Source organism: Dehalococcoidia bacterium, assembly GCA_025054935.1.
Lineage (GTDB): Bacteria > Chloroflexota > Dehalococcoidia > SpSt-223 > SpSt-223 > JANWZD01.
In genome coordinates this window covers 108317-131696 of the sequence record JANWZD010000003.1, presented here as the reverse complement: position 1 = coordinate 131696, position 23380 = coordinate 108317, and the positions used below count along the sequence as shown (strand labels likewise).

Below are 23380 nucleotides of genomic sequence, written 5' to 3'. Positions count from 1 at the left end.
GGTGCTGCCGGCATTTCAGCGCAGCGACCGCTCTAGCTGCTTGTAGCAAGCAGCCGTCCTAATCATACTGGCCCCGTTCGGAGGTCTTCCGCTATGCGTGCCCTCGGCTCGGGCTGCCGATCGCTCGCTTCGCTGCCGCTTCACCGTGGCCTGCTGCTGGCCGCGCTGCTGATCCTCCTCGCCGCTCTGACCCTGCCGACCGGAACGCCGGCCGCTGCCGCCGACCCGCGGTATTTTCCCGCGACAGGATTTCGGATCAGCTCGGACGCGTTCTGGAACTACTTCCAGCGGCGCGGCGGCTTGCGGACCTTCGGCTATCCGGTGTCGCGGGAGTTCACGCTGCTCGGCTCCACCGTGCAGATCTTCCAGCGGCAGGTGATGCAGCGCCGGCCCGATGGTTCAGTCGGCCTGCTCAATCTGCTCGACCCCGGGCTCATGCCCTACACGCGCATCAACAACGCGAGCTTGCCCGCCTTCGACCCCACCGTCACTGCCGGCGCCCCGACCCCCGGCTCCCCGGATTACGACCAGGCGGTCATTCCCTTTATCCGCGAGCGGGCGCCCGACCGCTGGCTCGGACATCCCGTCAACTTCTACGCGACGTTTCTTGCCACCGTCGCGCTCGACGAGGCGTATCCTCATGGGGAGGGCAGCGCCGCCCTCCTCCCCTATCTCGCGCTCGAGATCTGGGGGCTGCCGACTAGTCATCCGACTGTCGACCCCGCGAACTCCTCCTTTATCTATCTCCGGTTCCAGCGCGGCGTCATGCATTACGACGCGACAACAGGCGTGACCCAAGGCATCCTGCTTGCCGACTACCTCAAGGCGATCCTCACCGGCGAGGGGCTGCCCGCCGACTTGGAGCGCGAGGCGCGCGCCAGCCCGCTCTACAAGCAGTATGCAAGGACGGCTCCCCGCTGGATGAGCCGGCCGGACGCCTTGCCCGGCACCGACTTAACCAGAGCGTTTGAACCCGAGGCGCCTCCGTCGCCGGCTGCCAGCGCGACGGCGACGCCGCGCGCGGGCGCACCCCGCCCGCAGGAGACCTCCTCCATCGCCAATGAGCGGCTTCACCTCTCGCTCGGCATTGGCGGCCCCGAGCACGGCCAGCTCACTATCCGTTCGCGCTCCGGCGACCTCCGCGCGTGGACAGTTCCCACCCTCGGGCTGAAGAACGGCGCCCGCCTCAGCCTCAAGGACGACACCGTCGCCGATGGGGCGCGCTCGCGCAGCTTGCCCTTCAGCGACCCCTTCCTCGGTGAAGGGCACCAGCTGGAAGCGGAGCTCCCGCTCAAAAGCGGCGGGAGCGTCACGCTGCTCGCGACACTGTACGCCGGAAAAAGCGCTCTGACCGTACAGCTTGCAGTCCGCGGACTGGCGGGAGGCCATGCCGTCACGTCGTTCCGCCTGTTCGACGGAGAGCACCTCGGCTGGATCGATCTTGGCCCAGCGACGACCTACTTGACCGACGACGGCAACCTGCGGCGAGGAGCGGTGGCGGACGGTCACGTCACCGGCGAAGCGCATGCCGGCAAACCGCTGCTTCTGAACGACCCGGTGCGAAAGCGGGCAGCGGTCCTCGCCACGCTCGACGCTGTCGACCATGCTGTCACCTTCCAACTCCGGCCGACCAATGAGCCGGCCGGCATCCGGCTAGGCTATGAGATCACCCTGCCGCCGCAGGGGCCGACCGCGGAGGCGCTCTCGCCCCGCCTCTTCATTGACTTCACTCCCTCCGACGACCCGAACATCATGCTGAGCGGCTATCGGCGCACCATTGCTGCGCTCTACCCGAACCCGCCGCTTCCCTCCTGGGTGCGCTACCAATGGCTGGCTGCCCGCGCGCTCGGCAACGACCTGAACGAAGCGGCTCTCCGCCAGCATATCGACTTCATCGCCGCCGCCCTCGCCGACCTCGGCCCCTGGCAGATCGTGATCGAACATGGCTGGCTGCGGGTCGACGACAGCGGACGGACCGTCGACCGAACGCGCTTTCCAAGCGGGATGCGCGCCCTCGTCGACTATGCCCATCTGCGCGGCATCCGCGTTGTCCTCGGCGTCCCCGGTCCGCTTCTCGACAGCGGTGCAGCTGCTCATGCTGCCCTGCGTCCGCTGGTCGATCAGCAGCCCGCCTGGTTCATTCCGCTCGCGACCGCGAGCGAGAAGCGGCTGTTCGACTTCAGCAATCCCGCCGTTCGCGCTTGGTGGGCAGAGCTGGTGCGCGACATTGTCGTCACCTATGACGCCGACGGGATCTGGATCGACGGCTACGGCGAGACGCTCGCCGCCGTCGCGAAAGAGCGGCCGCGCCCGTCGCTCCAAGCGGCCGAGTTGTACCGTCTCACAGCCGAACACGCCTGGGCGGCCAAGCCGAATGCGTACATCGAGGCCGGGTGGTATGTCCCTCCGTTCGCCAATCCCTATGTCCATGCAGTTCGGTTCGCGGACCAAGCGCCCGCCTTTGACCGCGCTGCTCCGCGCGCTGGGCTGCGCCAGCATTTCGACTACGCGCTCTTCCAGCGCATCGCCCTCAACCAGCGCCCCCATCTCGGCGCGGCGGCGGAGGGCGACGGCGACGCTGCCTCCCTCCGCTTCCGCTGGATCGAGACGGCCCTCGCTGTCGGCGGGATGACCGGCCTCGGGTTCCCGCTGACACGGCTTGAGGAGCCGGCAGTGGCGCAGCTGCGGCGGTGGCTTGTCCACCTGCGGCCGTTCGCCGGACAAACCGCCTTCTCCTTCGGCACGAACGCCGAAGTGGTCGCAACCCGCGTCGAGGGGCTGACGTACCTCGCTTTCATCAACCGCTCAGCGAGCCGGCGAACGATCACCGCGAAGCTGACCGATTTTGGGCTGCAGCACCGCCCCGCCGTCGTGCGCGACACCGGCACGGGGACAACGTTTCTCGCCGACACCGCGATCGCTGCGGACCTGCCGCCGGCGAGCCTCAAGCTGTTTATCGTGCGCCAAGAGGCAGGCTGGCTGTGGACAGCAAGCGCGGTCACTGGGGAGGCAGCGCCCGGCGTGCTCCGCTATCAGCTCCGGGGGCCGGCGTCGGTGCCCGGCAGCATCGAGATCGCCGCCCCGCCCCCGACGCGCGTCCTTCTCGCCGGGGAGCCGTTGCCCGCTTCCGCCTTCACGTACGACGCGCGCGTCGGCATCTTGCGCTTGACCTACACGCACGAGCACGCGCGCGAGCTGCGCGTCGAGTATGCCGCGGGCGCGCTGCTGCCTCAACGACAGCGCTGACAAGAACGTCGTAGGATCACGGAAAAATCGTGCCGAGGCAGGAATGACGGACGACGAGCGCAAAGCGGTGGTCCAGCGCTTCTACGATGAGGTCGTCAATCGTGGGAATTTCGACCGTGTTGACGAGCTCTTTTCGGACGACTTCGTCAACCACGACCAAAATCCTGCCTTCTCGCCCGGCCGCGCCGGGATTAAGGAGCTCTTCCGCCATCTCCGGACAGGATTTCCCGACCTGCATTACCGAGTTGATGAACTGCTCGTGTCTGGCGAGAAGGTGATCGACCGGGGAACGGCGACCGGAACGCACAGCGGCCCTTACGGTCCCTATCCGCCCAGCGGCCGGCGCTTCGAGATGAAGGAGATGCACATCTACACGGTGCGCGATGGCCGCATCACCGAGCGGTGGGCGGTCGCCGACGCCTTGAAAATGCGCCAAGACCTCGGGCTTGGGCTCAGCCCGCCGAGCCCAGCTGGCGCCGAAGCCCCTCAGGCTTGAGAATGACGATGCGCTGATGAGCAACGGCGATGAAGCCGCGAGCGACGTAGGAGCGCAAAGCGCGGTTGACGCTCTCGCGGCTCGCGCCGATAAGCTGCGCGAGGTCCTGCTGGGTTAGGGAGATGTCGATCTGGGTCCCCACGGGCGAGCGCACCCCGTGGGTTGCGGCAAGCTCGAGCAGCCGCTTCGCGACCCGGCCGGGCACATCATAAAAAACGAGGTCGTACAGCTGCTCGTTGGTCTGGCGGAGCTTTTGACTGATCAGGAGGATCATCCGCTTCGCCAGCACCGCGCTTTGGTCGAGGGCGCGCAAGAAATCGTCGCGCAGCAGCATCACCGTCTCGGTCCGGTCGACCGCGACCGCATCAGCCGAGCGCGGCTCGCCGTCGAGAACCGCCAATTCGCCAAAGCACGCGCCGGGCCCGAGGAGCGCCAATACTGTTTCGCGCCCATCGTCCGCCGTCAGCCGGATCTTCACCCGACCGCTGCGGATGACATAGAGCGCGGTGCCGACGTCATCGCGCCGGAAGATGATCTCCCCTTCGCGGAAGACGCGCGCTCGCACCCGCTCTTCGAGCAGCGCTAGGGAGGAGGGGTCCAGTCCGTCGAAAAGGGCGAGGGAGCGCAGCAGGCCGGGCGAGGAGCTCATCATCGCTTGCCTCCTCTTCGGAACCACGCCTCAAGCGCAAGGCAGCCGATACCGCTCAGCGCAAGCAAGGCGAACCAGAGCGCCGCCGCGCGCTGGTAGAACCGCTCGGGGTAGAGGGCGGCGAGCAAGACATCCTCAGGGAGCTGCCAGTCATCGCTGGCATAGGCAAGCCGGTGATAGAGCGCCCAGATCGCCGGGAAGAGCGCGAGGACGGAGAGCAGCCCGATGCCGCCCAGCAGCAGCGACACGCGACCGGCGCCCCGGACCGCCGCGCGCGGGCGCGCCCCGCCGAGAACGATGCTTGCCAGCCCCGCGAGCCAGCCCACGCGCCAGATCCGGCGCAGAAGCTGCCGGACTTCGGGCAGATGGCGGCTCGTCTCTTCCGGCAGCTCTTCGAGCGGCGCCCCCTTCGCCTTCCACACCTCCCGCGGGTCTCCCCCGCGCACGAGGATCTCCACGACCGCCTCCGGCACCGTCGGACCGCGCCGCAGCGCCCACGCCGGCGCGAGGTCGCGCTGAAGCCAGCGGTGCAGCCAGACCGCGCCTACCACCCCTCGCAAGATCGCGATCGCCGTCGCGATGCTCGCAAGAAGGGCGGCCAGCCACGTCACGCCGATCCTCGCAGTGCCGCCAGCGCCGCCGGCCGATTGGTGAAAATCCCCCTCGCCCCCTCGCCAAGAAGCCGGCCCGCCGCGCTCACGTCATCAACCGTCCAAACGAATGTCGGCTCGAATGGCGGCGCGCCTGTCCAGCGTCTCACCGCAAGATGCAAGGCCGCAGCGCCCACTGCTCGCGCTTGCACGGCCGCGTCCTCTGCCGGCAGGTCAGCGACCAGCGCCCGCGGCACTTCCGGCAAGGAAGCAGCGAGCGCCTCCAAGAGCCGGGGCGAGAACGACGAGAGCGCGGCAACCGTGCCCCCCACCGCCGCGGCGACCGCTGCGACCTGCCTCGCCATCAGCACGGGGTCGGCACCGGACTTCACTTCGATGATGAGGGGGAGCCCAGTCCGCGACCAGACCAGGGTTTCCGCAAGCGTCGGGATCCGGTGGCCGCCTTCTAGGCGCACTGCCGCAACCTCCGCGGCGGTCAAGGAGTCGACCCGCTCGGGCCTCCCCGCAAGACGAACGAGGTCAGCATCGTGAAAGACCACGGGGACGCCGTCTCGCGTCAGGCGAACGTCGCATTCGACGGCGTCAGCGCCGTGGCGAGCAGCGAGGTCGAAGGCGGCAAGGGTGTTTTCGGTAACCTCGGCAGATGCGCCGCGATGGGCGATCAGCCGCCAGCGGCTCACCGCGCGCGAACCCGCGTTGACCGAGCGCGGATCACGATCGCCTCGTCGATCTCAATGAGCGGCACGTCGTCGCGCGGCGTGCGCCCACGCGAGAGGAGGAAGCCGGGCCAGCGCCGCAGGCCGGCGACCGCGAGGCTCGCAGTCACTGCAACGGCAGCGACCCCGCCTGCAATCGGCAAAAGAGGCCGCAGCAGCGTTGGCCAGGCCGAACGCTCGACCCGCGCCGGGAGAGCAGGAGAGGAGACTACCGCCGGGAGCGTGGGCGAAGAGGACGCCCTGCAGGAAAGACACGCTTCGGCTTCTTCGAGCAGCTCTGCGCCGCAGGATGGGCACATCATCGGTCCCGCTCCCTTCCTCGCAATGATACCAGACGATCGGCAGCGGACTGCTCAGCGCTGCGCGACATCGACCCGCAGCTCGGTTCCGATTACCAGCCGAACTGCGCCATGCCGGGCGAGCCCATAGCGCTCCCCAGCGACCTCGACCGTTGGCCGGCGGGCAGAGTCATAGGCTGCGCCAAGAGCGGCGCCGCGGCGGCGCCCCGCCTCATTCAGTGCGACCGTCGCTGCCGGCAGAGCGAGGCGGACAGCAAGGGGCGTCGCTGGTTCGACCCAGAGGCGGGAGCCATCGCCAAGGGCGATATCGACAGGACGGTCGATTTCGATGAAGGACAAGCGGCGTTCGCCGAGCACGGCCGACCACCGGCGATCATCGTCGGGCAGCGGCGGGCCGAGAACGCGGTCGACGGGCACGCGGCGCGCAACGTCGTTGAGCGCTGCGGCGTGCTCCGTCCGCCAGCTGCTCGCAACGTAAAGGTCAACTCGCCGATCCCAGAGAGGCAGCAGCCGGTCCAGCTCAGCCAGCAGCCGAGCGGCCTGCGACCCGCCATCCACGACGATGATGCGCCCGCCGGGCGTCCGCGCTACTGCGCCTCCTTCGATGAAGACAACGGTCCCCTGGCGCGTTTCGGGCGTCGCGACAACCGCCGTCCAGCTTGCGGCAGCGGCGAGCCCTGCGAGCGCAAGGAGCGCTCTCCCCCGCGCGCCGGCAGCGACGCTGCCCACCGCGCGTCGGACCGGCGGGAACAGCGCCGCGCCAAGCCCTAGATAGACCGCCAGCGTCGCCCAGCCGGGCGGCGGCGCGACCGCGACGGCGGCACCCGGAATAGCGGCAGCCGCTTCGACAGCCGCCAGAATGGCACTGGTGAACAGCCATGCCGGCAGCGCGGTGAGGTGACCGAGCAGCGGGTGGAGAAGCCCCGCCAGCCCGCAGAGCGCGGCCGTTGCCATCGCCGGAGCGATGAGCGGCGCAACAATGACATTGACCGGCACCGCGACGAGCGACACTGTCGCAAACGTCAGCGCGACGATCGGGAGGGTCGCCAGCACCGCCGCGAGGGTCGACGCAGCCGCCTCGCGCAGCGGCGCGAGCACCTCGGCGCGGAGCAGCGCAGCGCGCCGCAGCACCGCCTCGATCGGACCGGCAGCGATAAGCAGCCCCGCGGTCGCTGCCACGCTCAACTGAAATCCGACATCGTCGACCACCCGCGGATCGACGAGCGCAAGGGCTGCAGAAGCGAGCGCGAGAAGAAGGAGCCCGTTTCGCTGCCGACCGAACAGCAGCCCGACCAACCCCAGCGACGCCATCACTGCAGCGCGCAGCACCGCGGGGGTTCCCGTCGTCACCCCAGCGAAGAGCCAGATGGCAACCAGCGCGCCGAGTGCGGCACGCCGCCGCCCGACAAGCGGGAGAAGCACGCCGAGCGCGCCGGCGCCAACCAGCATCATATTGAAGCCGGAGACAGCGAGCAGATGGCTCGTGCCAGTGCGCGCGAAGGCATCGCGAACAGCCGCCGGCAACTCCTCTCGGCCGCCGATCACGAGCCCCGCCGCGATCGCCGCTTGGGGCTGAGGAAGCGAACGGCTCAGACTGGCACGCAGATGCTCGCGAACTGCCGCCAGCACGCCGACGATCGGCGCTCCCGCGCGCTCCCCCGTCTGGTGCAGCGAAGGAAAGCGCATCGTCGAGCGGATGCCTTGGCGCTCGAGCACCGCGCGATAGTCAAATCCGGCGAAGGCGGGCGGCGCCGCAACCACCCCGTGGAGAAGGACGACCTCGCCCGGCAGCACCTGCTCGTCCGGGCCGAGGTCCACCTGCATGCGGCCGGAGGCGGGCGCGAGCGGCGACCCTGCCTCGAACACGTCGACAACCACCCGCCGAAACCGCTCCCGCCGGTCGCCCAGCTCGGCAACAACGCCTTTCACGAGGGTCTGCTGGCCGTTGAACCGACTGATATCGTCGTGCCCGACTGCTCGGGCCGACTGCGCGCGCAGATGGCCAGCAGCGAGAAAGAGGAGCGCAATCGCTACCAACGCGACCACCTGGCGGCGCAGCGGGAGGGCGAGGCTGCCTATCCCCACTGCCGCAAGGAGGCCGGCGACAAGCGCAACAGCTGCCCAGCTTGCGAGCGCCGCCCCGACGACCGCAGCAACGGCCCCGACCGCCGCAGCCGGAGGCAGCGCGCCGCCATCAAGACCGTGGACACCCGCCCGTCCCATCGGCAAGCCAGCCGCTCCCGCCATTCCGGACGCCCGCCTCGTGCTGCTGAGGATGGGCGCATCGTACCAGATTGGTGCCGCGCTGCTGGCGGCAGCACCCCTCAGCGCCGGCCGAGCAGGCTGTCGACAGCGCGGAGAAACGCGCGCGGGGTGACCGGCTTGTGCATGGCGATCGGCGCGACCTGCTTGAAGCGCCGCAAGTGGTTCAACTCACTGCTCAGGACGACCAGAAGGACCCCTTGCGCCGCGAGGTCGGACGCCGCCTCAGCGCCGAGGGGATGGTCGAGGTCGACCGCAGCGGCAGCGGGCCGGCCGAGCTGAAGCAGCCGGTCAAACCGGGCGCGCTCGCTGGCGACCCGCACGGTGACGCTTTCGGCGGTGAGCGCGCGCTCAAGGGGAGCAATGCTCGCCGGATCGCCGACAAGAAGGACCCATTCCGGCGGAACGAACAACAGCTCGCTCATCGCCGCTCACCCGACCGGCCGATACTCGACGAGCACGGTCACGGTCGCCGTCGACTCAACGAAACTGGACGCGGTCGTCGTCGCGACAATGCCGATCGCCGGCGCATGCCAAGCATGGACGACGGAGAAGGCCGGACTATCGGGAGAGCGATACGTTGAGCGCACGAGCAAGGCGTTAGAGAACTGGCCGGCAGGAACGCGCACATCGCCGCAGCCGACCACTTCGTGCTCTGCCGTCATCTCGATGGCAAAGCGCGAGTCGCGATAGCGCTGCTCCCATCGCTGCCCTACGCGGAGAACTCGCGGCAAGACCCGTTGGGGCGGCAGGATCAGCACTGGGAGCGTTCGGTCGCCGTCGCCGAGCCAGTACCACCCGTCGTCGCGTTCCTCGTAAAACCGGAACATCGGTGCGCTTGCCGCTCCCTCGATTTCGGTTTGGACCGCGAAGGACGCTGTCGGAAAGGCGGCCGCGTGCGGCGTATCCGCAACCGCGACGACAGTGCGAACTTGGCGCGCAGCCGGCACGCCGAATGAACGGAGGTCCCACGGCCCCGTCGGTGCCGGCCGCGCCATGCCCTCAACCGCGGCGTACACCGCTTCCACCCACTGCGTTCCCACTGCCGCCGCCAAGCGGCTTGCGAGAAGACACTCCGCCGCTGCTCCCCCGCGGCCCTCGTCTTCCATCCAAATGCAGCCCGCGCAGAGAAGCATGCTCCCAAGACCGACCCCTAGCCGGATCAGGCGCGCTGCCGTGCCCGCTGCTGTTGTTGCCATCGTGCCCAACCGTTACGCTTTCGCCTGTCATTTTGTGCGCCTGGAGAACTGCCGCGTCAACCGTAGCGTCTTCTCCGCGAGCCACGCCAGTCGCAGTTCCAGCATGTTGCCAGAGGAACGATGCTCATGCGGCGATCCCTGCTTCTCGCGCTTTCGCTGCTCCTGCTTTTTGGGCTGCTTCCAACCCGAGCGCAGAGCCGCGATGACTTCCCCATCCCTGGCGGATGGTTTTACAGCCAAGCCAACGGGAAGGGCGGCGGCGGCGACCTCGGCTTTCGCGTCACCAATGAGGGAGGCATTCCGTTCTGGGAGTGGTTCAACCGCTACGGCGGGGTTCCCAATGTCGGCTATCCGATCTCGGAGCGCTTTCTCTGGAACGGGTTCACCGTGCAGGCGTTTCAGAAGGTCGTGCTTCAATGGCGTCCGGAAAGCAGGACCATGGCGATCGTCAACGTTTTCGACGAGCTGAGTGCCGCCGGAAAGGATGACTGGCTGCTGACCGTGCGTCAGGTGCCACGGTCGCAGGACTGGTCGAGCGACCGCGGCAAAGGGTGGGAGCAGATCGTTGCCGCGCATCTAGCCCTTCTCGATCCCTACCCCGCCCTCCGAGCGGCCTACTTCGCCGCGCCCGACCCGATCGCGCTGAACGGTCTGCCGATGGGCGTCCACGAGCTGCCGAACGTGATCGTTGTGCGCGCTCAGCGCAAAGTTTTCCAACAATGGAAAGTGGATGTTCCGTGGGCGCGCGCCGGCCAAGTCGTCGTCGCGAACGGCGGCGATGTCGGCAAAGAGGCCGGACTGTATCCGGCGCAGGCGCTTGTTCCGCGGACCCCCGCAGGCGATCTCCCGCGCAGTCCCCACTTGCCGCCGGCTTCCTCGCCTGCTGTCTCAAGTCTCGCCGGGCCGCTGCCGCCTGGACCGCCCACTCAGAAGTCGCTGATCGCGGGGCTTTGGCATAAACCGCTCGTCAACGACCTCTTTATGACGCGGATCGGGGAGAGCGGAGCGGGGTGGGTCCGGACTTTTCTGACTTGGGAGGAGATCGAGCCGGTCCAAACCTCTCCCCCCACCTACAACTGGGCGAGCGCTGACCAGGCGATCCGGCTGCTGCGGGAACAGGGGGTCAATCCGCTCGTCAACATTGTCGACCCGCCGACATGGGCCGCCTTCCCGACGTGCGGTCCCTTCCGCACCGCGGCGATGCAGAACCGCTGGCTTCAGTTCGTTCGCGCCGCAGTCGAACGGTACAAGCAGCCGCCGTACAATGTCCGCTACTGGGTGTTGTACAACGAGCCCGACTTCCGCATTCAGAACCCGAACGACAAGTTCGGAGGCGGCTGGGGCGGCGGCTGCTGGGGCAATCACGCTGCCGAATACGGCGCTCTGCTGCGCGCGACCTATCCCGTGATCAAGGCCGCCGACCCCCAAGCGATCGTTGTCATGGGACCCCTTGCCGCTGACGGCTGCGAGCCGAGCTTCAATTGCGCTTTCTTGCGCGAAGTGCTCGACCCGGCGAAAGGCAACGCTGCCGGCAGCTTCGACATGGTCTCGTTCAACTACTTTCCGTTTTACCGCCGCAATTGGGAGCAGTTCGGGACATCGCTGCTCGGCAAAGCGGAAGGGTTCCGCCGCACGATGGCCGAATTCGGCACGGTCAAGCCGATCATCGTTGCCGAAACCGGCATTGTTCTTGACGGAACTCCCGCGACCGAGCAAGCGCAGGCGAACTACGTCGCCCAAGCGCTCACCCTCGCCCTCGCCGATAACGGACGGGGCGACGGCAATGGCGTTCAGATCGCAGTCTGGTTCACCCTGCGCGACAGCGACGACCCGAATGACCGCTGGGGACTGCTCACTCCGCGCGGCGAGATCAAGCCGTCATTCCGTGTCTTCCAGACGTGGGTCAAAGAATTGGCCGGAGCGCGGCTGCTGCGGAACGAGAGCGAGCCGACCTACGGCAACAGCCCGGCGCGGCGCTGCGATACCGGTCCCTTCTTCTGCGACGCGCTGCAAAAATACGTCTTCGCTGTCGGCGACGAGGAGAAATGGGTGCTCTGGATCGACAGCGGCCCCCAGCGTCACGGCGACCGCTACCGCACCGACGCGACGCGCACGGTGGAGCTGCCCGCTGACCGGCTCGTCGTCGTCCGCGATATGATGGGGGGGCTCCTGCCAGTGACGCGCCGCGGCGCTACCGCCATCTTGACAGTAACCGAAAGCCCGGTCTATGTCACGCTTCGGCGGTGAGCGGCACGCCCCCAGCGTCTCTGTCGTCATTCCGGCCTACAACGCCGCGGAGACGCTGCCCGCTTGCCTTGCCGCCCTGCGCCGCCAAACCGTGCCGCTCGCCCCGCACGAGATCGTTGTGGTTGACGACGGCTCTGAGGACGGCACCGCGGCTATCCCGGAGGCGTTCGGGGTCCGTCTTATCCGGCAGCGTCACGAGAACCAAGCCGCAGCGCGCAACCGTGGCGCGCAGGCGACGAGCGGGGCGATCCTCCTCTTCACCGACGCCGACTGTGAGCCAGCGCCCGACTGGGTGGAGCGGATGCTCGCCCCGTTCGCCGACCCGGCGATCGCCGGCGTCAAGGGACGATACCGCACGAAGCAGACCGGCCTCGTCCCTCGCTTCATCCAGCACGAGTTCGAGCAGAAATATGCGCAGCTCTCCCGCGCCACGCAGCTCGACTTCATCGACGGTTATGCCGCTGCCTATCGGCGCGAGGCGTTTCTCGCGCTCGGCGGCTTCGACCCCCGCTACGCCCCGGTTGAAGATATTGAACTGTCGTTTCGCGCAGCGCGACACGGCTACCGTCTCGCTTTTGCCGACGACGCGATTGTCTATCATCGGCACCGCGAAACCGTGCTGGAGTTTGCGCGGACAAAAGCGCGCGCGGCGCGGCTGTGGGTCGACGTGTATCGCGCGCATCCGCAGAAACTGGGCCACGACAGCCGGCGGCCGTGGCTTGTCCTCATCCAAATCGGGCTTGCGGGTATTGTCTTGGGGTTCGGGGCCGCTGGCGTGATCGCGCGTCCAGCCCGGCTTGTCTCTGCTGCAGCCGGCGGCGCGCTGCTGGCGTCGAGCTTTCCGCTGGTCCGACGGGCAGCGAGCACCGACCCGGGCGTCGCCGCTGTCGCCCCGCTGCTCACCGCGGTGCGGGCGTTCAGCCAGGCGGTTGGGATTGCGGTGGGGGTTGCCCACCGCCTTGCGCGCCTCCGCCGCTAATTCCCTCAGCGGAGCGCCTGCTCTCGTGACTTCTCGCCGCTTCCGAGGATGTCTCTCCAAAATCGGCGAGGCGGCGCGTCTCACGCTGCCGTGGCCCTGGCTCGGCCTCGCTGGCAGCGGCGCCCTGGGGCTCGGCCTCACCCACGCTCCCGAGGCGCAGAGCGCGGCGGCAAGCGCCGTGGGCGGAGCGTGCCTCCTCCTCACCCTGCGGGCCGCTGCGGGAGCAGGGCCGGCGTGCTGGCTTGCTGGGCTCAGCGTGACGGCGCTCGCCGTCGGCATCCGCGCTGAGGCAGGCACGATCGCTCTTCTCGCCGGACCGGCGGTCGCCAGCGCAATGCTCGCCGCCGGCCGCTGGACAACGACCTCTGCGCTGGCGCTCGGCATCGCGCTCGGCAGCACAGTCGCCAGCACACTCGCAGCGCTGCTGCTTCTTCCCGCCGCAATCGTCCTCGCGCGGGGCGCCGGCTTGGCAGCGCAGCGCGACCGCCGTCGCGCGCTCGACGATGCCGTGCTTGGGATCGTTGTCTCAAGCGGCGCCGCCATCCTCAGCTTCATCGCGGTCGCAACCGTGCTGGTCGGAAGTCGGGAAGCGCTTGCTCGTCGGGTCGCCCTCGAGCTGCTGCAGCTCCAAGGCGTTGCGCCGGCCCCCGAGGCGGCGCCGGCACCGCTGGGATTGGCCGGCTGGCTGGCGGTGGGCCTCTTCGTCGCGGCGCAGTGGTGGCGCCGTGCTGAGGCGTGGAGAAAGGCGGGCGCTCTGCTCCTCCTGCTTCCCGCCGTCGTGCTCTGCGGACCGGCGCGCCAAGTCGAGAATGGGATGCTGGTCGTCATTGCCGCGCTCGCCGGCCCGGTCGGACACGCACTCGCGCTCTCCTTCGCGAAGAGGCGACGGCTGGCGCTGGCGACCGCAGCCTTTGGCGGAGCGGCGCTCCTCACCCTCGGCAGCCCGCGGATCGCGTTCCCCGCAGGACCGCTCGCAGCATCGGACTCCCATCCGGCCAGCGGGCTCCTCCAATCGGCCGAACGGCTGGCAGCAAACGCGAGCGCTCTGCCGTGGAACGTTGTGTTCGATCTCCCATGGCAGGATGGCCCCCTCGTTGTCCTCGTCTGGTATGCCGCTCTTGCGGGAATGGCGGCCGCTGCGCTTCCGCTCGTGGCGCTCGCCGCGCGGCCGCTGCCCGACTGGGGCTTCGCTCTTGCGCGGCCCTTCGGCTTGCTGCTTTGCGGCTGGCTCGCCTGGCTTGCGGCGAGCATTCCAATCGCGCCGTTTGACCGGCTAACAATCCTCGGCGCAGCAGCTGGAACGGCTGTGCTCTCGCTCGCCGTGCTGATCGCTCGACGCGATCTACGCAGCGGCGTGCAGGAGCGCTGGCGTCAGCTTGTCGGCTGGGAACTGATCTTCAGCGTCAGCTTTTTGGGGTTTGTCGGGATTCGGGCGCTGAATCCCGACCTTTGGTTTCCCCTCTACGGCGGCGAGAAGCCGATGGACCTCGCGATCCTGACGGCGGTAACGCGCTCGACGTATTTCCCGCCGACCGACCCCTGGTTTGCCGGCGGAACCCTGAACTACTACTACTTCGGCCAGCTGCTGGTCGGAACAGTCGCCCGGCTTACCGGCATTGCTCCCGAGGTTGCGTACAACCTCGCGATCGCAACCCTCTTCGCGATGACCGTGACGGGTGCCGCCTCGCTCGGCAGCAACCTCGCCGCGCTGGGAGGCTGGCCACGCGGCCGCCGTCCCGCCGCGCTCCTGTCCGCGCTTTTCGTCGCCGTCGTGGGCAATCTTGACCTCCCCATCCAGCTGCTCAGCGGGCTGGCACGCGGGGAAGGGCTCGCTTTTGACTACTGGAACAGCTCGCGGATGATGCCGGAGCAGAACACGATCACCGAGTTTCCGTTTTTCTCCTTTCTTTTCGCTGACCTCCACGCCCACGTGATCGCGCTGCCGCTGACCCTTGTGGTGCTGGGACTGGCCACCGCGCTTGCCTGCGGCGGCGGCGTGGCAACGGCCAGCGCGGCTGGCCTCGTCGTCGGGGCGCTGCGCGCAACAAACGGCTGGGACTACCCGACATCGCTCGGGATCAGCGTGAGCGCGGCGTTCATCCCACTCCTCCGGGACGCGAGCGTCCGCGCTCTTGTCCGGGCTGCTCTGCTTGCCCTGCTTGTCGCTGCCGCCGGCTGGATCGCGTTCCGGCCGTTTACCGACTCGTTCGAGCTGTTCTACCGCTGGGTTGTGGCCTCGACCGAGACCACCCCTCTGCGCCAGTACCTCGCGATCCATGGGCTCTTTGTCTTCGCGTTCGTCACGCTCCTCTTCTTCGGGCTGCGCGACCGCGCCCGCGCGATGTGGGCGTGGCGCAGGGGACTGCTCATCGCCGGCATCGGGCTGGGCTGCGCGGCGGCAGCGGGCTTTGCGACAGCGGTTTTTGTCCTTCTGCTCGCGGCAGGGTGGCTTTGGTATTGGGGACATCACGCCGGAACCGGGGAACAGCGGGCGGGGCGGGCGATGCTCGCGCTGATCGGCCTCGTCGGGTTGGTGCTCAGCGCCGCAGTCGATCTTCTCACGCTCGCCGGCGACCCGACGCGCACCAACACCGTCTTCAAGTTCCTCTTCCAAGCGTGGACGCTCCTTGCGCTCGGAGCCGGCCAAGCGACAGCGCTCACCCTCCCCCTGCTGCTCAAGGCGCGAACGCCGCTTCGCGCTGCGTGGGCAGCGCTCGGCGGGCTCCTCTTTGGCGCTGCCCTCCTCTGGCCGATCGCAGCGACACCCGCGCGGATCGCGCAGCGCTTTGTCCTGCTGCCGCCCACCCTCGACGGGCTCGCTTATCACTGGAGCGCCACCTATCACGATGAGCGCGGCCCGGTCGACCTCCGCGCCGAGCGCGAGGCGATCGAGTGGCTGCGGCTGCATGGCGGGCTCGCCAGCATCCTCGAGGGGCAGACGCCGGCCGGCGCATGGGGAGCGCGGTTCTCGGTCCACACCGGCATGCCGGCGGTGCTCGGCTGGGAGTTCCACCAGACGCAGCAGCGGTACGGCTACCGGGCGCTGGTCGCCGCACGGGCGCGGGATGTCAACCGCTTCTACGCGAGCGGCGACCCGGCGACCGTGCGCGACGTGCTCGCGCGCTACCGGCCGGCGTTCATCGCTGTGGGCGAGCTGGAAGCGCGCCGCTATCCAGCAAGCGGTCTCGAGGCGATCCGCTCACTCGAGGGGTCGGTCCTCGAGGTGGCCTACCGCAATCCCACGGTGACGATCTACCGCCTGCGGGAAGATCAGCCGTAATACTCCGGCAGGAGCGTGCCGACGATCACGACCGCATCGAAGAGCAGCAGCAGCCACGCTCCCCCAATCGCCGCGAGCCGGCGAGCGCGCCGCGGGAACAGCTCGGCAAGCCCCGCCGTCAGCACGATCAGCAGCGGCGAGAGCGAGACGAAGAGATAGCGGCCTTGCGGCGCGGTGCCGTCCTGCGAAAAGTAGAGGGCGTAGATGAAAACTAAGCCGACGGAGAAGAGGAGACCGACAAGCAGCCAGCGCAACGCGGCGCGCCCGGGCGCATCCATTGTCGGGAAGGTGCGGATCGCGAAGAGCACGGCGCCAAGCAGAGCGCTCAGCAGGGCAAACCCCGCCAGCAGATACCACACGGGGAGAAGCGCGACATCGACCCACCCGAAGAGCCCGATGCTCGACTGAAAGAACAGGCCGGAATAGAGGACAAAACTGCGCAGAAGGTTCTGCCATGCCGGCGAGATCCCTTCGATTGCAGCGAGGTTCGACTCGACCGAGGCATTGGCGAAATAGCGGTCGGCGGTGTAGGCAACAGCGTTGCGCAGCGGAGGAAACGTCTCGATGGCGGCAACTGCCGCCACCAGCGCGAAGAAAGCGATGGTGGCGGCCGCCACGCGCGCCCGCCAGCCTTGCCGCCAGATGGCAAGCGCAAGGACAAGGCCGACTAGGGGGATAAGGATAAGCGTGGTCCGCTTGGTGTAGAGCGCAACGACAGCAAGACCGATCAGCGCGAGCACCCATTCCGGCCGGTAGCCGCGGCGCTCAACGAGCGCGATGCCGAGGAACGTGGCAGCGCCGACGAGGTTTGCCAGATTGTCGTTATTCACTGCTCCGCCGAGCGCGGCAGCCATCGGCAGCAGCGCCGCGGCGAGCGCCGCGCCGACTGCCAGAAGCGGCCGCTCGGGAAAGATGAGGCGAGCAGTGGCGAAGATCGCCGCGACCGTGAGCCCGAAGAGGAACGCCGAGAAAGCGCGGAGGAGAGAGACCTGGAAGGCGATCGGGGCTTCGGGAAAGAGGCGGACGATAAGCGCTGCAGCCAAGAAATAGGCCGGCTGCCGGCCGGCGTAGCGCGCTTGGCCGGGCCAGACTGCCTCGAACGACAAGTCATCCGCCGGCGGGCGCTGTCCTCCCGCAAAGCGGAAGAAATCCCGCGCAACGAGATCTTCGACGATGCGGCGTTGGATGCCCGGGTCGAGGTCCTCGGTTGGGCGGCCCCGCTGAGCGACAAGCAGCACATATTCGACTTGCGCCGGCTCATCCGGCGCCTGCCACGGCGGGACCAGCGCCGCATACAGCGCCGCATGGCTGAAAGCGAGCAGCCCGAGAAGAAGACCGACCGGCCACCACCGCCTCGGCCGCGGGGACGGGCGCGCTGCCTCGCCGGGACGCACGGCGCGCGCTGCCAGCTGGGTCACTGCTCCCGCTCCAGCACGACGACCGCGCCAGCCGCCGGCGGCAGCAGCCGCAGAAACGGCTCGCGGTCGACCTCGCGGTAGCCGGGCAGCCGGTCGAAGGCCACGATGTAGCGGTCGTTCACCACCCACCACCAGCTTTTCGCCGGGTCACGACGGTAGACCGGATCGTAAGTGAACCAGCCATTGAATTCGAACCCGCCGTCGATCTCCGTGGGGGGGACGCCGCGCTCCAGCAGCCGCTCGAGCGCAAGCCAGCGCGCTCGGTTCCAGCTGAAGTAGTCTCGGGTCGCGGCGACCCCAAAGCCGGCGAAGAGAAGCAGCACGGCCGCCGCCGCGATCAGCGCCCCTCTCCTGACCTCTCGTCCTCCAGCCGCCGCGAGCAGGACGACTGGCGGCAGCAGCGCGATCAGGTAGCGGTCCAGAAAGCCGGCCACCGCCAGCGGCGCGAATGAGAGCGCAATCGTTGCCGCGGCAAGAGCAAGGAGCGGTTCCCCGCCGCACTGCCGAAGGCGACGTGCTCCCCGCGCCATGAGCACTCCGAGCGCCGCCGCGCCGGCACCGGCGAGGGTCGTCGCCGCCACCGGAACCCACTCTGGACCGCGAGCCCACGCCGGCACGGTGCCGAAAAAGGAGTCGCGCAGGGTCAGCGGTCCGAGGCCGAGATCGTAGAACACATTTTCGGCAAGGGGAAACCGAACGCCGGCAAGCGCGAGGCCGAGGCCGGCGAGCCCGCCAAGCGCAGACAGCACGGCGGCGCGTCCCTGCACCGCTCCGCCGGCAACGGCAAGCGGGAAGAGGAAGAGGCCGAGGTAGAGCGCTGCGGCCGCGCTGTTGCGGAGCGTTTCTAGAGCGAGGAAGAGCGGACCGCGCGCAAGCGCATCGCGCAGCTCACCGGCCTGCAGGTTGGCGAGCCCGCTCAGGCCGACAGCGAGCGCCCACAGCTGCCAGAGTGCGAGCGCGCCGGCGGCGGCGGCAAGGGGGATCAGCCCGACGAGACGGCGCGAGCGGCGAAGGGCGGAGCGCAGCGCCGCCAGCGCAAAGGCGGCCGGCATGGCCAGCCCTGTCGGCCGGATGAGCACTGCGACCGCCGACCATGCGGTGCCCGCGAGAAGCGCCGACCACCTCCCCTGCCGGAGCCACCTGCCGAGCGCGAGCAGCCCGAGCGCGAGAACGGCCGTGCTCGGGACGTCGGTCATGAAGGTGAACGCCAGCCCGAAATAGAGCGGACAGAAGGCAACCGAGAGCGCCGCGACCGCCGCAAGCGGACGCGCCGCGCCGACAAGCCGCGCGAGGCCATAGGTCGCCAGAACGCCGAGCAGCCCGGCAGTCAGCGTCGAAAGGCGAAGGGCGAAGAACGACCAGCCGAAGGGGAGCGAGAACAGCGCTCCCCACGCCGCCTGCGCCACAAGCGTCACTCGCGCTTCGGGAGAGATCTCAACCGCCCCCCGCTCGGCAAGCGCGCGTGCCGACTTCGCGTAATCCCAATCGTCGTTGAGCGGAAATTCGCCCCACGGCTGCGTCAGCAGAGCGCCGCCGGCCCAGAGCAGCGTGACGATCACAAGCGGCGCAAGCGCGCGAAGCTGCCGCGCCGCCGGCACAATCAGCCCGCCATCCCGTCCAGCGTCAGCCAGTATTCGAGACTGTCCGCAAGCGCCTGCCAGCTTGCTTCGATGATATTCGTCGAGCAGCCGACAGTGCGCCACTCGCGCTGGCCATCGGACGATTCGATCAGAACGCGCACCGTCGAGCCCGTGCCGCTTCCGCCATCGAGAATCCGCACTTTATAGTCAACTAGGCGGATACGCTCGATCTGGGGGTAGAACGCCGTCAGTCCTTTGCGAAGTGCCTGATCAAGCGCATTTACCGGCCCATTTCCCTCGGCGGCGGTGTGGACCAACTCGCCGTTGACCCGCACCTTTACGGTCGCTTCCGAGAGCAGGCCGTCCTCGTCGGACTCGCCGGGCGCGCGCCGGCGGCGCTCGACGATGACGAGCCAGTCGACCAGTTCGAACGGAGCGCGATATCCCGGCCGGCTTCGCCGCACCAGCAGCTCGAAGGAGGCCTCTGCCGACTCAAACTCGAACCCTTGATGCTCGAGCTGCTTGACGCGCTCGAGAATGCGCCGCACCTCGCCGCTTGTCGCCTCGATATCCAAGCCGCGCTCTTGCAGCTTGTAGAGAATGTTTCCGCGCCCCGACAGCTCCGAAACGACGACCCGCGGGCGATTGCCAACCACGGCGGGGTCGATGTGCTGATAGCTCTCCGCCACCTTCATGAAGGCGGAAACGTGCAAGCCGCCTTTATGCGCGAACGCGCTGCGACCGACAAACGGCTGATGCGCATTCGGGGCAAGATTGGCGATCTCGCTGACGAGATGGCTCACTTCGGTCAGCCGCTCGAGCGCGCCGGGACGGAGCACCTCATAGCCGAGCTTGAGCGCTAAGTTCGGAATGACCGAGCAGAGGTTCGCGTTCCCCACACGCTCGCCGTACCCGTTGATGCAGCCTTGGACCTGGATCGCGCCAGCCTCAACCGCGGCGAGGCTGTTCGCCACCGCTAAGTCGCCGTCATTGTGGGTATGGATGCCGAGCGCGACGTTGGGCACGCGCGCCCGAACAGCGCTCACCACCTCGCGGATCCACGCGGGAAGGCTCCCCCCATTGGTATCGCACAGGATGATGCGCTCGGCACCGGCGCGAGCAGCGGTCGCGATGGTCTGAAGGGCGAATTCCGGGTTCGCACGATAGCCGTCAAAGAAATGCTCTGCGTCATAGAAAACCCGACGGCCCTGCTCCCGCAGATAGCGGACGCTATCGCGGATCATCGCGAGGTTCTCTTCGAGCGTCGTCTCTAGCACGTCGGTGACGTGAAGATCCCACGACTTGCCGACGATCGTGACAACCGGCGTCTCTGCATCGAGCAGCGCGCGCAGCTGGGGGTCTTGCTCTGCTGGGACCCCCGCTCGGCGCGTGCTCCCGAACGCGCAGAGCGTCGCGTGCTGGAACGGCAGCGCCTTTGCGCGCTGAAAGAACTCGGTATCCTTCGGGTTAGCGCCGGGCCAGCCTCCCTCGATGTAATCAACGCCGAGTTCGTCGAGCAGGCGCGCAATTTCGAGCTTATCGGCCACAGAAAGGGACAGCCCTTCCATTTGAGCGCCGTCCCGCAGCGTCGTATCGTAAATCTCTACCCTCATGACCGGGGCTCCTCTCTTCACCTGTCACGTTCCACGCGCCGCCGTGGCGCACGGTCCGCCCGGTCCAGTGGGCGGGGCGGGACGGTCTCCGGGACCGCCCCGCTGGGGCGGTCACCAGCGTCCGCCCCAGGGGTCAGCGCGCGCGAATAATCGCTTCGGCGATGCGCGCGCCCATGGCGTCTGTGCCGATCACGGGCTCGCCCGGCGTGGCCAGGTCGGCCGTTCGGGCGCCTTCGGCAAGAACGCGGTCAACCGCCTCTTCGATCGCGCAGGCCTCCGCTTCTAGGCCGAAGGAGTAGCGCAGCAGCAGCGCCGCGCTCAAGATCGTGGCGATCGGATTGGCCTTGTTCTGGCCGGCGATGTCGGGCGCTGAGCCGTGGATCGGCTCGTACAATCCGCGCCGGATGCCGCCCTCGGTCCGGTCGCCGAGGCTGGCTGAGGGCATCATCCCCATCGACCCGGCCAGCACCGACGCTTCGTCGGTCAGAATGTCGCCGAACATATTCTCGGTGACGATGACATCGAAGCGAGCGGGACGCTGGATGAGATACATCGCCGCCGCATCGACGAGCACATGCTCCAGCGTTACGTCCGGGTAGTCCGCGGCCAGTTCGCTTGCCAGTTCGCGCCAGAGGCGTGACGTCGCCAGAATATTCGCTTTGTCGACCGAAGTGAGCCGTTTCTTGCGCGAGCGCGCCAGCTCAAAGCCGACCCGCAGGATCCGGACGATCTCGGGTTCGGAGTAGAACATCGTGTCAACGGCTTCCCGGCCTGCCGCTCCAACGCGACGCTCACTCGGCTGCCCAAAGTACAACCCGCCGAGCAATTCGCGGATGACGAGCAGGTCCACGCCCTCCAAGAGATGCGGCTTGAGCGGGGTCGCCTCGCGGACCACCGGATGCGGCTTGACCGGGCGAATATTGGCAAACACCCCAAGCGCTTTGCGCAGGGCGAGCAGCCCTCGTTCGGGCCGGTCGGCCGCTTTCGGGTCGTCCCACTTCGGCCCGCCAACCGCGCCGAGGAGCACAGCATCGGCCTCGAGCACGATCCGCTCCGTCTCCGGTGGGAAGGAGTTGCCGGTCTCGTCGAGCGCGCAGCCGCCGATGAGGGCCGTCCGATACTCAAACGTATGCCCAAAGCGCAAGGCAATCGCGTCGAGCGCGGCGACAGCTTGGCGGACAACATCGGGGCCGATGCCGTCACCTGGCAGGAGGGCGATTGTCGCTCTCACGGGGTCACCGTGCGGACAATCTTCGCCGTCGACACCTCGCGGTTCGACAAGAGGCGGTTGAGCGCGTTCATATACGCGCGCGCGGAGGCAACGATAATATCGGTGCTCGCGCCGCGGCCAATGTACGACTGCCCATCATGGTCGATCCGGATGGTCACTTCGCCGATGGCATCGATCCCCTCCGTCACCGACTTGACGGAAAACTCTGAGAGTACGTTCGGCACGCCGATGATCCGATTGATAGCGCGGTAGACGGCGTCGACCGGCCCGGTGCCCGTATCCGCGTCGGTGATCATGCGTCCTTCGGGGTCGATCAGCCGCACCGTTGCTGTCGCGATGCTGTGGTCGCCGCACGTCACTTGGACGTGATCGAGTTTCCACGTCTCCGACTGGATACGATGCTCTTCGGCAACCAGCGCCTCGAGGTCACGGTCGGACACTTCCTTTTTCTGGTCGGCAAGCTCCTTGAAGCGGACAAAGGTGCGGTTCAGGTCCTCCTCGCTCAGCTCGTAGCCCAGCTCCAGGAGCCGCTGCTTGAGCGCATGGCGGCCGGAGTGCTTGCCGAGCACGAGCTGGCTTGCCGGCCAGCCGATAGAGGCCGGGTCCATAATCTCATAAGTCGAGCGCTCCTTCAGGATGCCGTCCTGATGGATGCCAGACTCGTGGCGGAACGCGTTGAGGCCGACGATCGCCTTGTTGGCCTGCACCACCATCCCCGTGCGGTCAGCGACAAGCCGGCTGACCCGGTAGATCTGGGTGGTGTCGATCTTGGTGTCGATGCGGTAAAAGTCGCGCCGCGTCCGCAGCGCCATCACGATCTCTTCCAGCGCTGCGTTGCCAGCCCGCTCGCCGATGCCGTTGATGGTGCATTCGACCTGACGCGCTCCCGCCCGGATCCCCGCGAGGGCGTTGGCGACTGCAAGGCCGAGGTCGTTGTGGGTGTGGGTGCTGACGATGCACTTCTCGATCCCCTTGACCTCGTTCATGATTTTCTGGATCAGGGCGAAGTACTCCTCCGGCGTGGCGTAGCCGACGGTATCCGGGATGTTGAGTGTTGTCGCCCCTTCTTCGACCGCCACGTTCAGCAGTTCGACGACATAGTCGGGGTCAGAGCGGGTGGCGTCCATGGGGCTGAACTCGACGTTGTCGGTGTAGTTGCGCGCCCGCCGGACCATCGCGCGCGTCTGCTCGAGGACCTCCTCTCGCCCCTTACGCATCTGGTGCATCAGATGGATATCGGAGGAAGAGATGAACACATGAATCCGGCCGTTCGCAGCGGACTTGAGCGCTTCGGCCGCGCGATCGATATCGGCCGGCAGCGCGCGCGCCAGCCCGCAGATCTGGACATCGCGGATCTGCTCCGCCATCAGGCGGACGGCTTCGAAGTCGCCCGGCGAGCTGATCGGAAAGCCGCCTTCGATGATGTCGACGCCGAGGCGGGCGAGGGCGTGGGCGATCTCCAGCTTCTCCTCGACATTGAGCGTGCAGCCCGGCGATTGCTCGCCATCGCGCAGCGTCGTGTCGAATATCAAGACTCGATCCATCTTCCCCTCC

17 protein-coding genes are annotated in these 23380 nt (G+C 67.9%); 5 read left to right on the top strand and 12 right to left on the bottom strand.

Translation table 11 applies throughout. The annotated features are described in order from the left end of the window. The first annotated feature begins 93 nt into the window (after nt 1-93). Together NZ773_05410 and NZ773_05405 are read left to right on the top strand one after the other, a co-directional pair. A complete protein-coding gene (locus NZ773_05410; protein ID MCS6801361.1) occupies nt 94-3246 on the top strand; it encodes a putative glycoside hydrolase in 3153 nt (1050 codons plus the stop codon). A gap of 43 nt (nt 3247-3289) precedes the next feature. Then, entirely contained in the window at nt 3290-3742 is a 453-nt protein-coding gene (locus NZ773_05405; GenBank protein ID MCS6801360.1) for an ester cyclase, read from the top strand. Here the strand turns inward: NZ773_05405 and NZ773_05400 are convergent. The 7 genes from NZ773_05400 to NZ773_05370 all read right to left on the bottom strand — a co-directional run bounded on the left by NZ773_05400 (nt 3699) and on the right by NZ773_05370 (nt 9478). Beyond that, nucleotides 3699-4394 carry a Crp/Fnr family transcriptional regulator gene (locus tag NZ773_05400; protein MCS6801359.1) on the bottom strand — a complete coding sequence of 232 codons (696 nt, stop codon included), beginning with the start codon at nt 4392-4394 and terminating at the stop codon, nt 3699-3701. The two genes, NZ773_05405 and NZ773_05400, sit on opposite strands and share 44 nt — an antisense overlap. Next, nucleotides 4391-5002: a hypothetical protein gene (locus NZ773_05395; protein MCS6801358.1), complete on the bottom strand. Its 612-nt coding sequence runs from the start codon at nt 5000-5002 to the stop codon at nt 4391-4393. Before NZ773_05395 ends, NZ773_05400 begins: the two co-directional genes overlap by 4 nt. Continuing rightward, nucleotides 4999-5682, bottom strand: coding sequence for a glycerophosphodiester phosphodiesterase (locus NZ773_05390; protein ID MCS6801357.1), 684 nt, complete (start codon nt 5680-5682; stop codon nt 4999-5001). Before NZ773_05390 ends, NZ773_05395 begins: the two co-directional genes overlap by 4 nt. Next, nucleotides 5679-6020 carry a hypothetical protein gene (locus NZ773_05385; protein MCS6801356.1) on the bottom strand — a complete coding sequence of 114 codons (342 nt, stop codon included), beginning with the start codon at nt 6018-6020 and terminating at the stop codon, nt 5679-5681. The genes NZ773_05390 and NZ773_05385 overlap by 4 nt, the downstream gene beginning before the upstream one ends. Nucleotides 6021-6071: 51 nt before the next feature. Beyond that, the gene (locus NZ773_05380) at nt 6072-8264 is read right to left on the bottom strand and encodes a ComEC family competence protein (protein ID MCS6801355.1); all 2193 of its coding nucleotides are present in this window, start codon (nt 8262-8264) and stop codon (nt 6072-6074) included. Nucleotides 8265-8341: 77 nt separating this feature from the next. Further along, nucleotides 8342-8704: a hypothetical protein gene (locus NZ773_05375; protein ID MCS6801354.1), complete on the bottom strand. Its 363-nt coding sequence runs from the start codon at nt 8702-8704 to the stop codon at nt 8342-8344. 6 nt (nt 8705-8710) lie between these two features. Further along, nucleotides 8711-9478, bottom strand: coding sequence for a hypothetical protein (locus NZ773_05370; GenBank protein ID MCS6801353.1), 768 nt, complete (start codon nt 9476-9478; stop codon nt 8711-8713). A gap of 126 nt (nt 9479-9604) precedes the next feature. Between NZ773_05370 and NZ773_05365 the strand changes: the two genes are divergently transcribed. Genes NZ773_05365 through NZ773_05355 form a run of 3 tightly spaced genes read left to right on the top strand, consistent with a single transcriptional unit; the run spans nt 9605 to nt 15984 of the window. Continuing rightward, nucleotides 9605-11725 carry a hypothetical protein gene (locus NZ773_05365; GenBank protein MCS6801352.1) on the top strand — a complete coding sequence of 707 codons (2121 nt, stop codon included), beginning with the start codon at nt 9605-9607 and terminating at the stop codon, nt 11723-11725. After that, a complete protein-coding gene (locus tag NZ773_05360) occupies nt 11706-12704 on the top strand; it encodes a glycosyltransferase (protein MCS6801351.1) in 999 nt (332 codons plus the stop codon). The genes NZ773_05365 and NZ773_05360 overlap by 20 nt, the downstream gene beginning before the upstream one ends. 25 nt (nt 12705-12729) lie before the next feature. Next, a complete protein-coding gene (locus NZ773_05355) occupies nt 12730-15984 on the top strand; it encodes a DUF2298 domain-containing protein (GenBank protein ID MCS6801350.1) in 3255 nt (1084 codons plus the stop codon). On the opposite strand, the gene NZ773_05350 is transcribed toward NZ773_05355, so the two are convergent. From NZ773_05350 to NZ773_05330, 5 genes are all read right to left on the bottom strand, one after another. Continuing rightward, entirely contained in the window at nt 15975-17402 is a 1428-nt protein-coding gene (locus NZ773_05350) for a hypothetical protein (protein MCS6801349.1), read from the bottom strand. The two genes, NZ773_05355 and NZ773_05350, sit on opposite strands and share 10 nt — an antisense overlap. Continuing rightward, nucleotides 17399-19000, bottom strand: coding sequence for a glycosyltransferase family 39 protein (locus NZ773_05345; protein MCS6801348.1), 1602 nt, complete (start codon nt 18998-19000; stop codon nt 17399-17401). The genes NZ773_05350 and NZ773_05345 overlap by 4 nt, the downstream gene beginning before the upstream one ends. A gap of 2 nt (nt 19001-19002) precedes the next feature. Then, the gene (gene cimA, locus NZ773_05340) at nt 19003-20595 is read right to left on the bottom strand and encodes a citramalate synthase (GenBank protein ID MCS6801347.1); all 1593 of its coding nucleotides are present in this window, start codon (nt 20593-20595) and stop codon (nt 19003-19005) included. A 133-nt stretch (nt 20596-20728) separates the two neighbouring features. Beyond that, the gene (gene leuB, locus NZ773_05335; GenBank protein MCS6801346.1) at nt 20729-21826 is read right to left on the bottom strand and encodes a 3-isopropylmalate dehydrogenase; all 1098 of its coding nucleotides are present in this window, start codon (nt 21824-21826) and stop codon (nt 20729-20731) included. Continuing rightward, the gene (locus tag NZ773_05330) at nt 21823-23370 is read right to left on the bottom strand and encodes a 2-isopropylmalate synthase (GenBank protein MCS6801345.1); all 1548 of its coding nucleotides are present in this window, start codon (nt 23368-23370) and stop codon (nt 21823-21825) included. Before NZ773_05330 ends, leuB begins: the two co-directional genes overlap by 4 nt. Nucleotides 23371-23380 lie beyond the last annotated feature (10 nt).